The organism is Staphylococcus equorum (genome assembly GCF_029531845.1).
GTDB classification, from domain to species: domain Bacteria; phylum Bacillota; class Bacilli; order Staphylococcales; family Staphylococcaceae; genus Staphylococcus; species Staphylococcus equorum_C.
In genome coordinates, this window is sequence record NZ_JAMBPV010000014.1 from 1 (window position 1) to 12,329 (window position 12,329).

15 protein-coding genes are annotated in these 12,329 nt (G+C 32.8%); 5 read left to right on the forward strand and 10 right to left on the reverse strand.

The genetic code is table 11. The annotated features are described in order from the left end of the window. Positions 1-121: 121 nt before the first annotated feature. From M4L39_RS12710 to M4L39_RS12720, 3 genes are all read right to left on the reverse strand, one after another. Positions 122-643 (reverse strand): acyl-CoA thioesterase, encoded by a 522-nt coding sequence (locus M4L39_RS12710; RefSeq protein WP_277582345.1) that lies wholly within the window; start codon positions 641-643, stop codon positions 122-124. A gap of 98 nt (positions 644-741) precedes the next feature. After that, positions 742-1,980, reverse strand: a complete 1,239-nt coding sequence (locus tag M4L39_RS12715; RefSeq protein ID WP_277582346.1) for an aminopeptidase — start codon at positions 1,978-1,980, stop codon at positions 742-744. 15 nt (positions 1,981-1,995) lie between these two features. Then, positions 1,996-2,178: a DUF1128 family protein gene (locus M4L39_RS12720; RefSeq protein WP_431197640.1), complete on the reverse strand. Its 183-nt coding sequence runs from the start codon at positions 2,176-2,178 to the stop codon at positions 1,996-1,998. A gap of 155 nt (positions 2,179-2,333) precedes the next feature. Here M4L39_RS12720 and M4L39_RS12725 point away from each other — a divergent pair, with 155 nt between their 5' ends. The 3 genes from M4L39_RS12725 to M4L39_RS12735 all read left to right on the forward strand — a co-directional run bounded on the left by M4L39_RS12725 (position 2,334) and on the right by M4L39_RS12735 (position 4,492). Continuing rightward, on the forward strand, positions 2,334-2,798 hold the full coding sequence (locus M4L39_RS12725) for a low molecular weight protein-tyrosine-phosphatase (protein ID WP_277582348.1): 465 nt from the start codon (positions 2,334-2,336) through the stop codon (positions 2,796-2,798). A gap of 6 nt (positions 2,799-2,804) precedes the next feature. After that, positions 2,805-3,089, forward strand: coding sequence for a YtxH domain-containing protein (locus tag M4L39_RS12730; RefSeq protein ID WP_277582349.1), 285 nt, complete (start codon positions 2,805-2,807; stop codon positions 3,087-3,089). A 230-nt stretch (positions 3,090-3,319) separates the two neighbouring features. Then, positions 3,320-4,492 (forward strand): YihY/virulence factor BrkB family protein, encoded by a 1,173-nt coding sequence (locus tag M4L39_RS12735; protein WP_277582350.1) that lies wholly within the window; start codon positions 3,320-3,322, stop codon positions 4,490-4,492. Positions 4,493-4,711: 219 nt separating this feature from the next. Here M4L39_RS12735 and vraR read toward each other — a convergent pair whose 3' ends face one another. The 5 genes from vraR to map form a co-directional block, all read right to left on the reverse strand. Then, positions 4,712-5,341, reverse strand: coding sequence for a response regulator transcription factor VraR (vraR, locus tag M4L39_RS12740; RefSeq protein ID WP_277582351.1), 630 nt, complete (start codon positions 5,339-5,341; stop codon positions 4,712-4,714). Next, positions 5,331-6,374 carry a sensor histidine kinase VraS gene (gene vraS / locus M4L39_RS12745; RefSeq protein ID WP_277582352.1) on the reverse strand — a complete coding sequence of 348 codons (1,044 nt, stop codon included), beginning with the start codon at positions 6,372-6,374 and terminating at the stop codon, positions 5,331-5,333. Before vraS ends, vraR begins: the two co-directional genes overlap by 11 nt. Further along, a complete protein-coding gene (gene vraT / locus M4L39_RS12750) occupies positions 6,371-7,072 on the reverse strand; it encodes a cell wall-active antibiotics response protein VraT (RefSeq protein ID WP_277582353.1) in 702 nt (233 codons plus the stop codon). Before vraT ends, vraS begins: the two co-directional genes overlap by 4 nt. Positions 7,073-7,088: 16 nt before the next feature. Then, positions 7,089-7,475, reverse strand: a complete 387-nt coding sequence (locus tag M4L39_RS12755; RefSeq protein ID WP_277582354.1) for a hypothetical protein — start codon at positions 7,473-7,475, stop codon at positions 7,089-7,091. Between the two features lie 104 nt (positions 7,476-7,579). Further along, on the reverse strand, positions 7,580-8,332 hold the full coding sequence (gene map / locus M4L39_RS12760) for a type I methionyl aminopeptidase (protein WP_277582355.1): 753 nt from the start codon (positions 8,330-8,332) through the stop codon (positions 7,580-7,582). Positions 8,333-8,511: 179 nt separating this feature from the next. On the opposite strand from map, the gene M4L39_RS12765 reads away from it, so the two are divergent. Then, positions 8,512-9,498 (forward strand): FUSC family protein, encoded by a 987-nt coding sequence (locus M4L39_RS12765; RefSeq protein WP_277582356.1) that lies wholly within the window; start codon positions 8,512-8,514, stop codon positions 9,496-9,498. 117 nt (positions 9,499-9,615) lie between these two features. On the opposite strand, the gene M4L39_RS12770 is transcribed toward M4L39_RS12765, so the two are convergent. Both M4L39_RS12770 and M4L39_RS12775 read right to left on the reverse strand, forming a co-directional pair. Beyond that, positions 9,616-10,335 carry a type 1 glutamine amidotransferase gene (locus tag M4L39_RS12770; RefSeq protein WP_277582357.1) on the reverse strand — a complete coding sequence of 240 codons (720 nt, stop codon included), beginning with the start codon at positions 10,333-10,335 and terminating at the stop codon, positions 9,616-9,618. Next, positions 10,332-11,651, reverse strand: a complete 1,320-nt coding sequence (locus M4L39_RS12775) for a Mur ligase family protein (RefSeq protein ID WP_277582358.1) — start codon at positions 11,649-11,651, stop codon at positions 10,332-10,334. Before M4L39_RS12775 ends, M4L39_RS12770 begins: the two co-directional genes overlap by 4 nt. 169 nt (positions 11,652-11,820) lie before the next feature. On the opposite strand from M4L39_RS12775, the gene ftnA reads away from it, so the two are divergent. Further along, positions 11,821-12,321, forward strand: coding sequence for an H-type ferritin FtnA (ftnA, locus tag M4L39_RS12780; protein WP_002507198.1), 501 nt, complete (start codon positions 11,821-11,823; stop codon positions 12,319-12,321). Positions 12,322-12,329 lie beyond the last annotated feature (8 nt).

Sequence of the window (12,329 nt, forward strand, 5' to 3'; positions counted from 1 at the left end):
AATTGGTTTGTCTACGCTCTGGACTAATGCACTTTCACATTGTTTTAAAAAATTAATGCATATAAAATGACGAAAGGTACATATCGGCTTTTATTAATCCTATATGTACCTTTCGTCATTTTCATCCTAATTGTTGTACGCTTGATAAGAACTCAATTGTGCTTTTACTTTCTTCTCTACGTTCTTTCCTTCTTTTGACTCGAGCAGGTGCCGTATCATAGAACCACTTTTCTGTCTGTGATTCTGGATAAACTTGAGGTACTTCTATTGGCTTACCATCTTCACCGAGTGCTACAAATGTTAAAAAACTTAAAGCTGCTAAATGCCTTTCATTTTTAAGTACATCTTCTATAATAATTTGAACGCAGACTTCCATTGAAGATTTTCCGGCGTATGAGACCATAGCTTCATAAGAAACGACAGCACCTGTTTTAATTGGTTTTAAAAAATCTACTGAATCAGTTGAAGCTGTTACCACCTGTGCATTACTATGTTTCGTTGCTGTTATAGCTGAAATTTCATCAATGTTCGCCATCAACATACCACCAAACATTGTCTGTAGATGATTCGTTTCTTGTGGGAAAACTTGTCTCTCTTTAATGCTTCGTGCTTCAGACATCGATTTACGTTTTGGTCTTTCCATAATTTAATCAATTCCTTTTCTTTTATCAGACAAAAAGTGAGTGCTCTGAATATAGTAAACTACTTCAGAACACTTTCACAGACTTATCCTTAATCTCCCTATTTTGACCAGTTACCATTTTCGAAGACGAGTTCTTTTTCATCTTCTTGTGTAACGCCATAAATTGTTAAATCTTTACTACCAATCATAAAATCAACATGAATAAGTGAATCATTTAATCCTTGAGCTATCTTTTCTTCTGTAGTCATTTCTGTACCACCCTCTACATTAAAACCGTAAGCTGATCCTAATGCAATGTGACAAGATGCGTTTTCATCGAACAACGTATTATAAAAAATAGTATTGCGGTTAGAAATTGGTGAATCATCAGGCACTAGTGCTACTTCACCTAGTCGCTTAGCACCTTCGTCTGTATTTAATAAATCACGTAAGACCTCTTCACCCTTCTCGGCTTTAAAATCAATTACTTCCCCATCTTTAAAAGTTAATGTAAAACCATCTATAATATTACCGTTATGACTTAATGGTAATTTATTCGTTACATAGCCATTAACTTTTAACCTATGAGGTGCGGTGAACACTTCTTCAGTAGGAATATTAGCTACAAAGCCTTGACCTTCACTCGTATAACTTGTTGCATCTTCCCATATATGACCTTCAGGTAAACCAATTTCTAAATCTGTACCTTCAGAAATATAGCGAAGTGCTTTATAATTTTTGCTTTGTAATTTATCCGCATGTTTACTTAGATTAGCAACATGGGCTTTCCAATTAGCTACAGGATCATTACCATCTACACGCACGATATCTAATACTTCATCAATGAATGTGTTGTAGGCAGCTTCCTCAGATAGTTCTGGATAGACACGACTTGCCCAAGCTTTTGATGGATAGGCTGCCACACACCATGGAAATTGGTTTTTCTGACTTGCTTCCATATATCCTTTATACGCAGTAGCATACTGTCTTTGAAATGTTGCTAGTTTATCACGGTCAATGCCATTTAATAAATCAGGATCTTGAGTTATAAGTGCTAAATTTGCAGCACCTCTATCTACGTAATCCATGCGCTTAGCAACTTCATAATCTTTCACTTCATTACTTTCGAAATGTTCTACAGTTTCATATTCGAATTTCAAGCGTGAAAGTCGATCGTCACTGTAGTCAACTTTAACGTCAGAAGCGCCTCGTTTATATGCAGCTTCTACTATGTAATGTGTTAATTCAATAGCATCAACACTTGAGCGAATAAATACTGGTTGACCTTTTTGTACATTCATTCCTACACCAACTAAAAGTTCGGCGTATTGTTTTAATTTTTCTTGTAATTGAGTCATATTTATACACTCCTTTTATTTACGTATTTGTCCAAGCGCGTCTGCAATTGCAGCTGCTTCACTTGGTGTAAATGACGCTTTTGATGTTACATATTCGTGAATTTCACTAATTTCTTGCTTATCTGCTGCTTCATATTTATCTGGATCAATTAAGCTTTGATTCACAAGATTTAAACGTTCTCTTATTTCTAATATCATTTGCTCATTAGTATTTGTCACTTCGTTCACCCCTTTTATCAATTTATTTTATCAAATTTACGTTTCTTGTAAAACTTTTATAATAATAATGCTTTAGAAATGATTAAAAAAGCTTTAAAATGGGAATTAGCATTATATAATTTGGAGGTAGTCACATGATTTCAGTAGCATTCGTTTGTTTAGGCAATATTTGTCGCTCGCCAATGGCAGAAGCTATTATGCGACAAAGATTACTAGATAGAAAGATAACAGGTTTAAACGTAACCTCTAGGGGTACAGGAGAATGGAACTTAGGCCAGCCACCTCATGAGGGTACGCAAGATATACTCACTAAAAACGATATACAGTTTGATAACATGATCAGCGAACTATTTAAAGCTGATGATGACTTTGATTATATCATTGCAATGGATCAAAGTAATGTAGAGAATATTAAACAGATCAATTCAAACATTAAAGGACAATTATATAAGCTGTTAGACTTTAGTGATATGGATGAGACTGACGTACCTGATCCTTATTATACAAATAATTTCGAAGGTGTTTATAAAATGGTACAATCATCTTGTGATAACTTAGTTGATTTTATAGTTAAAGATGCAAATCTAAGAGAGGGGTAAAACATCATGCAAAATAAATTAATTCCAGGGATTCTATTAGGTGCCGTAATTGGAGGCGCAGTAACATTGGTAGACAAATCAACACGCCAATCATTAAAACAATCCATTAAAGATAGAAAAGAAGGTAATCGTTCTCAAAAACCTTCAGCTATCAACAACGTAAAAGACGAAGTATTATATTGGAAAGACGTGGTAGAAGAAATTCGCCGTAATAATCCAGAATTAGAACGTTCTTTAAAAGATGCGAAAAATACATTCGTTGAACGTAAAAACAATCGCTTAAATAATTAATTTGATTTTAGCATTGTATTTTTGAATCCGCATGTTTAAATAATTAAATTAAGGCAATACCTAATATTACATGTTTAGGTATTGTCTTTTGTATATAACTTGTAATGTGTGATATTTTAAAAACTAAAAATTAACTTTATAAAAAGAATATCAATACTTATTTACCTTCTTTAACTTTTAAAGTATATTAAACAATATACTGAAAACATCAATACATAAGGAGATTTGATATGTCTAAAAAAGAGAAAACAACTTCAAAGTTTCTAAACTCAGCTAAAAAGAATGAAGAGAAGAAGCCTAAAAAAACAAAAGATGAACAAATCGGGCCTGATCGTACATATATTATGCCTAACGAATTCAAATCAAAATCACCTAAGAAAGACAATCAAGAATTCTTTGTATCACGTATTAATAAGCCAGCAAAATATACGAAAAACCCTAATTTCTTCTCTTACCTCATTTATAGAATAGGTAAAGATGATGCATCTGGTTTATCTGCACAATTATCTTATTATTTCATGTTGTCACTATTTCCTATGCTCCTATTCTTATTATCTATAGTACCTGTAGTAGGTGTTAAACAATCAACGATAAGAGATATGATTAAAGAGAACGTCCCGCCAGATTATGCTGGCCAAGTATCTTCAATTATTGGTGATATTATGGGTAATGCCAGTGGTAGTATATTATCTGTAGGTTTGATTTTAGCACTTTGGTCTGCTTCAAATGGTATGACTGCAATTATGAACTCATTCAACGTCGCATATGACGTAGAAGATAGTAGAAACTTTGTTGTTTCTAAACTATTAAGTGTGCTATTTACACTTGCTATGATTATTGTCTTACCTATTGCACTCGTATTACCAACCTTTGGAGAACAAATCGGTTCACTCCTATTTGGCCCACTTGGTTTAGGTGATCAGATCAAATGGATTTTTAACTTAGTACGTGTTGTATTACCATTAATCATCATTTTCATAGCATTTATGGTTTTATACACATTAGCGCCGAATGTTAAGATTAAAATGAAATCAGTAATACCAGGAGCAATATTCGCTACGATTGTATTTTTAGGTGGCTCATTCTTATTTGGTATATACATTTCAAACTTTGCTAACTATTCTAAAACATACGGTAGTATTGCTGGTATCATTATTTTAATGTTATGGCTATACATTACAGGCTTTATCATTATTATCGGTGCCGAAATCAATGCGATTATCCATCAACGCAAAGTAGTCGTTGGTAAAACACCAGAGGAACATACAATGACTGAGATTGAAGAAAACGAAACAACTAAAGGTAAAAACGAAGCAGATATCAATGCTGACAATGAATCAGCGCATGCTACTGACTCTGATTCCAACCAGAATACTTCAGACTCAGACAGTAATAAAGTTTAATTTAATATAACCTCAACTAAATAGATGTAATGACTATTTTAAAATCAATAGCTTATAGGTGTCTAATTCATGATGCCTATAAGCTATTTTTTAATTACTAAATTCAACCTATACAATTGACTGACTCTATAACACGTAAAAAGGTTAAAACCGAAACGTAAATGACTTTGATCTACGTTTCGGTTTTAACCTTTTTGGAAATAATTTAAATATAATTTATTATTGTATCAAATTATGCTGGAAAGCATAAATAACTGCTTGGGTTCTATCTTGCACTTCTAATTTACTTAATATATTACTTACATGTGTTTTTACTGTTTTAATCGTTATGTGTGACGCACTCGCAATTTCTTGGTTTGAGTAGCCTTTTGCGATAAGTAATAGAATTTCCATTTCTCGTTCCGTTAACATTTCATATAATTCGGCACGTTGTTTCATTCTATTTCTCATCTTCACAAGCACTTCAGCTTCAAACACAGACTCATTATTATGTGTTTTACGAACAGCCTCGGCTATATCGCTAGCACTAGTCGTTTTTAAAATATAGCTATCTACGCCAGAATCTAAAGCGCGATATACTTCATTATCTTCAATGTAACTTGTTAACATTACAACTTTAATATGAGGTAAGTCTTTTTTTATTTGCTCAGTAGCTTCGACACCATCCATATCGTCCATAAGTAAGTCCATTAAGATTAAATCTGGATTTAGTTGATGGGCCTTTTCAATTGCATCTTTTCCTGACTGACCTTCCCCTACAATCTCAATATCTGGTTGTGTAGATAAGTAACTAGAAATTCCAATTCGAACCATTTCATGATCATCAACAAATAAAACTTTAATCGTCATGTGAATCCTCCTTATTTAATGGTGCCTTTACTTCAATTCTTGTACCTGAATCGGGTAAAGAAACAATATGAAACGTAGCACCAATTTCAAGTGCGCGTTCACGCATATTTTTTAAACCATAGCTTTGTTTTACCTTATCATCAACATTGAACCCTTTACCATTATCTTGAATACGCAATAATAAGTAATCGGACATATTAAACAATTCTACTGTAACTTTAGAACCTTTTGAATGTCTCAAAGTATTAGATAAGGCTTCTTGTGTAATTCTGAACAAATGGTCTTCAATACCTTTAGGCACTTCAAATTCTTCAATATCATGTACAACTTTCATAGGTACTTTTTTCTTTAAATCAACGACTAAATCCTTAATTCCTTCACCTAGTGATTTGTCTTTTAACCCAATAGGTCTTAAATGTAATAGTAAGGCTCTCATTTCTAATTGAGAATCTTGCACCATTTTTTCTAATAACGGAATTTGTTGATCTAGAGGTGCTTCCAATTGTGTTTCTTTAATAGCCGAAAGCATCATGCTCGCTGCAAATAATTGCTGACTTACTGAGTCGTGTAACTCACGTGCAAGCCTTTGTCGTTCATCTTCTATAATCTTTTTAACTTTCACATCATTTAAGTTATATGATTCATTTGTTAGATTTTGCGTCTTCATACGTAATTTGTGTACTTCTTGATTTAATGGAACTAATGTTTGATATAATTCAATCGTTTCATTGTACAATTCAATATTTTGGTCATTGATACCTACTGTCTGACCTTCAATAGAACGTTCTATTTGGTCTTGTAACCAGTGGTTTTGCTGATTTATTTTATATGCTAATACTGAACCTACAATAATACAGAGAAAAATAACTAATAAGTTTATAAATAATAAAACTGGTATTCCAAAAACTTGTGTATAAAACATACCTTGAAAATATACTATATTTACAAATACTTTATCAATAAAAAATAGAGCAAAAAATGTACTATAAACTAATATCAACATGGACCCTATTGCTCTTATGTAGTGATTCATTTATAAATCACCTCAACATCGCCAATTAATGTCGAAACATAAATGTTTACAGCATAGTTTTCTTCTTTAGTTTCTTCCACGATTTTAATATTATTGTTTTCAACTTTATAGGAGGTTTCATTGACATAAGCATTCCCATATAAAGCAGTAAAGTTTAAGATAATATTATAATTCAAAGGTACGATAATTTGAACTTTACCTAAAATATGTCGTATCACTACAGTATTATTTTCTTTAATATTCGCAGCTTTAGACATATCGATATGGATATCACCGATGCCATGTTGCACTTGTAAGTCTTCCCATTTGTATACATATACTGGTGTGCGTTGCTCACCAAACCATTTTTGTTTAATGAAGTTTGGTGACTCTACTTCTTCATCAGTAGCGACTACTTTTAATGGTTTAAATCTATAAATAATATATCTTATAATTAACATTATTAAAAAGATAAATAAAATGAGGATTGTATATTTATTAGATAGTAAAGTGAATGCAATTAACAAAGCACCGATCCAAAATGATAAGAGTCCTCGTATTTTATGGAAATACAAATAACCTACATAGGCTAGGATACAGCCAAGTAATAACACGAGTAAGAAACCAATTTTTTCAAAGAATATATAATAAAAATTGGCAATAATCAATAATGTTGTAAAAACAATTAACATCTCGGTCGATATATATTTATGAGTCATGTTTCGCCACCTTTCTTCAAGCGACTAAACTAATGCGTTCGATTAGATCACACTCAGTTTCAATATTAGCTCTCTCTGTTGCTTGTTGTGATAAATCGGTTTCAATACGAGCGTAGTCTGCTTCCATTTCGTTTAATTCACATTTTATTTGCTCAATATCTTTATGTTCTATCTCTTCAGCACAATCAATGTACTCTTTATCCAACATATCAATATATTTATTTTCTAATGATAAGGTCAGTCTATCAATTAAACTGCCAACATTACCTTTTCTTTCGATTAAGTATTTAATATACATTTCAACACTTCTCAATTTTTTATCAAGAAATCGTTGGTATTCCACTAAGCTTGTGTGAAATGTGTGTTTTGTTATTTTTTCTAAATAAGACGTAATATAATTCATAGAATCACCTCATGATCGATTAGACTCTATTATAAAAAATATCCGGAACCATTGGTATAGGCTCCGGAACCATCTTATATTAGGACTTTAGACCGAAACACTATCTAATCTATTTTAGTAGTTAACACTGGTCCATCTTTTGTAACGATGACAGTATGTTCAATTTGAGCAACAAAACTTTTATCTTTTGTTTCAAACGCCCACTCATTTTTGCCTTCTGTCACAAATGTTGCTTTTGAAGAAATAAACGGTTCAACTGCAATCACTGTGCCCTCTTTAAGTAAAGTCTTATCTTTAGGGTCGTAATAGTTCATCACGTGACTTGGTGCTTCATGGAGTGATTGTCCTACCCCATGACCAGTTAAGTTTTTAATAACTGTTAGATCATTTTTTCGAGCAGTAGCATGGACTGCTTTACCAATTTGACTTAACTTTCCGCCTACTTTAACTCTTGTCATAGCCGCATCAAATGCTTCTAACGCAACGTCACAGACTTTTTGCTTCAATGGGTTGTCCGCTTCACCAACCACAAACGAAATGCCTGTATCGGCGTAATAACCATTCTTCAATGCTGAAACATCGATATTAACTAAATCACCTTCGCGTATTTTACGTTTGCCTGGAATACCATGTGCTACTTCTTCGTTAACACTAATACATGTTTGTCCAGGAAATTTTTCGTCATGGATTGGAGCAGAAAGTGCGCCATGTTTTTCAAATAACTCTTTTGCAATATCGTCCAATTCTTTTGTTGTGATACCCGGCTTAGTTTCTGCTTGCATAGTATCTCTAATTAATGCGCAAATATAACCAATATCTTTTAAAGCTGTTAATTCTTCTTCTGTTTTTACGATCATATTATCCCGTTCCTTTTTGTAAATTATATTCCTTCTTATTATAGCAGACTTTTTTTGATATAATAAATTAGAATATTTGAACACGTATAGTTTAACATTTTGATTATATGAATAACATGGCTACTTTTGTAATTCGTGTTAATTCTCTTTTGATACATAATATGACTAGGAGTTTTTTTATGAGCAACAATTGGTATAAAGGACTTATAGGTGCACGAACAATTAAAACGGGGTTAGCTACATTTTTAACTGCATTTTTTTGTTTAGCATTAGATTTAAATCCTATTTTCGCTATTTTAACTGCTATTGTTACAATTGAACCCACTGCAAAGGCATCATTAAAAAAAGGGTATCGTAGACTTCCAGCTACAGTAATTGGCGCGCTCTTTGCAGTTGTTTTCACATTTATTTTTGGCGATGAATCTGCTTTTGCATATGCTTTTAGTGCTACATTTACAATAATATTTTGTACTAAGTTAAAACTTCAAGTTGGAACAACAGTTGCAACATTAACAGCTATGGCTATGATACCTGGTATACATGATGCTTATTTCTTCAACTTTTTCTCAAGGCTATTAACTGCAATTATTGGTCTGGTCACTGCTGGCTTAGTCAACTTTGTTATCTTCCCACCAAAATATTATGACCAGCTTGAATCTTCAATTAATAACGTAGAGTCTAAAATGTACGGCCTCTTTCATCACCGTATGCGTCAATTACTGTTAGGCAAATTCACTAAAGGCGCCCCTTACCAACAATTAAATGTCTTGTTAGATTTAAATCAAAAGGTTGAGACATTACTTTCTTACCAAAAGGATGAGTTGAGCTATCACAAGCATCACGATTCAGAATGGATACGTTTAAAAGCATTAACAACACGTACGCATACAAACAGATTATTCATTACGCATTTATCAAACTTAGTCTATTTGCCTAAAGGCACACATATCCAATTTACGAACGAAGAAAAAATCGCTATCTTAAGTATTGCTCAAAGTATTAATGACATTTATACTGCTGGGTCTTTTGAGCGACAGCAACAATCTGCTTCATTATTAAAAACATCTGTTAAAGGATTAGACGAATTTGATGACAACCAATTAAAAAGTCACCTTATTTATGAAATTCTATTAATTTATCGTATCTTAGATCATCGTTTTGCTTAACACTTTGTGTATGTCAATTTTACGCCTTGCAATTAAAAAGGGGTTCAAAAATAACAGAAGTGGCTGTCAGATTTCCAATAGGATTTCTAACAGCCACTTTTTTAATTAAGCTTATTTCTATTTTTGTGTTACACGATTAACAATTACTTGTTTGGCAGCTTCTTCTTCAGTATTATTTACCTTCTTAGGCGTAAAAGGTATACCTTTACGTTCACATGCTTTCTCCAATAAGTAATCGGTCACTTCATGATTCTTAGGTAAAATAGGTCCATGTAAATAAGTTCCCAACAGATTTTTATAATGTATGCCTTCTTTAGCATCTTCATCATTATTACCATAACCATGTGTTACATTACCTAATGTGCCATATGGATGATACGTACGACCACCATGATTTTCAAAACCGACGATTGTACCAAACGTTTCACTCTCGATTACAATATCCCCAGTTAAACGGTCTTTCTGTGACTCAGTATAAAAATCTAAAATATTAAGACCTTCAAGTTCAGTACCATCAGGCATAATATATTTACTTCCTAAAAATTGATAACCGCCACAAATTGTTAAACCAGGCATACCGTCTTCAATAACTTCTTTTAATGTCGTTTTGATTTTGCTTAATTCTTTAGTAGCTAGTGCTTGTTCCCTATCACTACCGCCACCGATAAAGAAAATATCACATTGATCAAAGGTAACGCCCTCTGTTTCATTTATATCTACAATATTCAATTTAATATCACGCAATTTTGCTCGTTGTTTAAGCGCAATAATATTCCCAATATCACTGTATAAATTTAATTTATCAGGCATAAAATGATAAACAGTCAATTCATTCATCTAGCTTTGTCCTCCTCAAAAGAGTGATTTAATTGTTCTAACATAGGTGCTAGAGAAGTATAGTTAGGAATAGCTACTGTAAAGCTTTCCTTATAGTCCATCGTTTTCGCTGTCGCTTTATATATGTCTCTTTCTAAAATGATTGGTGCTTCTACACCGGCTAATTTTAATCTTAACTGTAATTCTTCTGCACGTAACCCAGTAACAATAATTGCTTCGATTTGTTGTTTAGCTAATTTTTCAAAATCAGCATCATAAATCCACGAAGTATCTCTACCATCTGCTGCATTATCATTCAATCCTAAAACATAGACTTTACTACCGTCTAATTGTTCTCCTATAGAAAGGCTAGCATTCATCCCAGCAGGATTTTTGGCAAGGTTAATCATTGCTTCTTTACTATCTTTTTCAAAGTACTGCATACGCCCATTATTCGACGTATATGTTTCAAACCCACGTTTTATGCCTTCATCGTTGAGTCCTAATTCTTTTAGTACTGTATAAGCTGCTATCGCATTATAAGCATTGAAATCTCCCGCGATTTTCATATTGAATGTAGCAGTTCCTACATCTAAATTAATAAATGGATTTAAATTAAATTCAGACACTTCGTATTTAGTATCCTCACGTTTAAATCCACATTCACAATGATAATGGCCAATTTGATTATATTGAATATAATCATAATGTAATAAACGACCACAATTTGGACAATAGCGACTCTCGTTCATTGTGCTTTGTTCAAATTCATGTGCATGTGCTTTCATCCCATAATATACAACTGTATCGCTAGCTATCTTCAATCTACTGACAAATGGATCATCTGCATTTAACAATAATTTAATCCCTTTATTATTAATCGCATCAGCAATATTATTTACCATAATATCTATTTCCCCAAAACGGTCCATTTGATCACGGAAGAAATTAGTAACAACCATCATTGTTGGTGTTACTTCATTGAGTACTCTTGGAATCGAGCCTTCATCAATTTCAATGACTGCAATTTTTGTACTTTGTTTAATTTGCAAAATAAATGCTGAAGTAATGCCCGCAGCCATATTTGCGCCTTCATTATTATGTATGATGTCAACATCATTTACGTTTAATGTATGGCCAATTAAATTTGAAGTGGTCGTTTTCCCATTCGTGCCACTTATAAAGACAATTTCATCAACTTGTGATGCTAATTTTCTTAAAATATTTTTATCCACTTTTCTTGCAACTTGACCTGGCAAGTCTGTGCCCTTTTTCCCAGCAGCTTTACTTGCTTGTTTAGCCAATTTTGCTAAGTGGGTTGCAGTCCAATGTCTCATGTACTTCCTCCTTCACTCTTCACTCAAATATTATAACATGATTAAGTTGTATTCCAAACAATTCTCAATTGAAATAATCATGGCTTTTTTCTAGATTATAATTATTATTATTTACTAATGAGAATAGATTTGCTATACTGAAAAAAAACATACATGGAGGCTATTACTTATGTTAAACAAAGAATTGTTAAATGCATTAAATGAACAAATGAACCATGAATATTTTGCAGCACATGCGTATATGGCAATGGCCGCTTTTTGTGACAAAGAATCATATGAAGGTTTTGCGAATTTCTATGTACAACAAGCGAAAGAAGAAAGGTTCCATGGCAAAAAAATATATGATTATATCAACGATCGTGGAGAACATGCTTTATTTGCAACGATTCCTGCACCGAAATCAGATTTCTCAAGTATCTTAGAAACGTTTCAAGATGGCTTAGCACAAGAACAAGATGTTACGCGTAGATTTTATAATTTATCAGATTTAGCTAATCAAGCGAAAGATTATGCCACGATTTCATTCTTAAATTGGTTCTTAGATGAACAAGTAGAAGAAGAAGCAATGTTCGAAACGCACCTTGATTACTTAAAACGTATCGGTGATGACAGTAATACACTTTATCTATACGAGAAAGAATTAGCTGCACGTTCATTTGACGAAGAGTAAGTTTTACC

Coding starts and splice junctions, on each gene's coding strand:
- M4L39_RS12710 (WP_277582345.1), bottom strand. CDS start 643: ATGGAAAGACCAAAACGTAAATCGATGTCTGAAGCACGAAGCATTAAA.
- M4L39_RS12715 (WP_277582346.1), bottom strand. CDS start 1,980: ATGACTCAATTACAAGAAAAATTAAAACAATACGCCGAACTTTTAGTT.
- M4L39_RS12720 (WP_431197640.1), bottom strand. CDS start 2,178: ATGATATTAGAAATAAGAGAACGTTTAAATCTTGTGAATCAAAGCTTA.
- M4L39_RS12725 (WP_277582348.1), top strand. CDS start 2,334: ATGATTTCAGTAGCATTCGTTTGTTTAGGCAATATTTGTCGCTCGCCA.
- M4L39_RS12730 (WP_277582349.1), top strand. CDS start 2,805: ATGCAAAATAAATTAATTCCAGGGATTCTATTAGGTGCCGTAATTGGA.
- M4L39_RS12735 (WP_277582350.1), top strand. CDS start 3,320: ATGTCTAAAAAAGAGAAAACAACTTCAAAGTTTCTAAACTCAGCTAAA.
- vraR (WP_277582351.1), bottom strand. CDS start 5,341: ATGACGATTAAAGTTTTATTTGTTGATGATCATGAAATGGTTCGAATT.
- vraS (WP_277582352.1), bottom strand. CDS start 6,374: ATGAATCACTACATAAGAGCAATAGGGTCCATGTTGATATTAGTTTAT.
- vraT (WP_277582353.1), bottom strand. CDS start 7,072: ATGACTCATAAATATATATCGACCGAGATGTTAATTGTTTTTACAACA.
- M4L39_RS12755 (WP_277582354.1), bottom strand. CDS start 7,475: ATGAATTATATTACGTCTTATTTAGAAAAAATAACAAAACACACATTT.
- map (WP_277582355.1), bottom strand. CDS start 8,332: ATGATCGTAAAAACAGAAGAAGAATTAACAGCTTTAAAAGATATTGGT.
- M4L39_RS12765 (WP_277582356.1), top strand. CDS start 8,512: ATGAGCAACAATTGGTATAAAGGACTTATAGGTGCACGAACAATTAAA.
- M4L39_RS12770 (WP_277582357.1), bottom strand. CDS start 10,335: ATGAATGAATTGACTGTTTATCATTTTATGCCTGATAAATTAAATTTA.
- M4L39_RS12775 (WP_277582358.1), bottom strand. CDS start 11,651: ATGAGACATTGGACTGCAACCCACTTAGCAAAATTGGCTAAACAAGCA.
- ftnA (WP_002507198.1), top strand. CDS start 11,821: ATGTTAAACAAAGAATTGTTAAATGCATTAAATGAACAAATGAACCAT.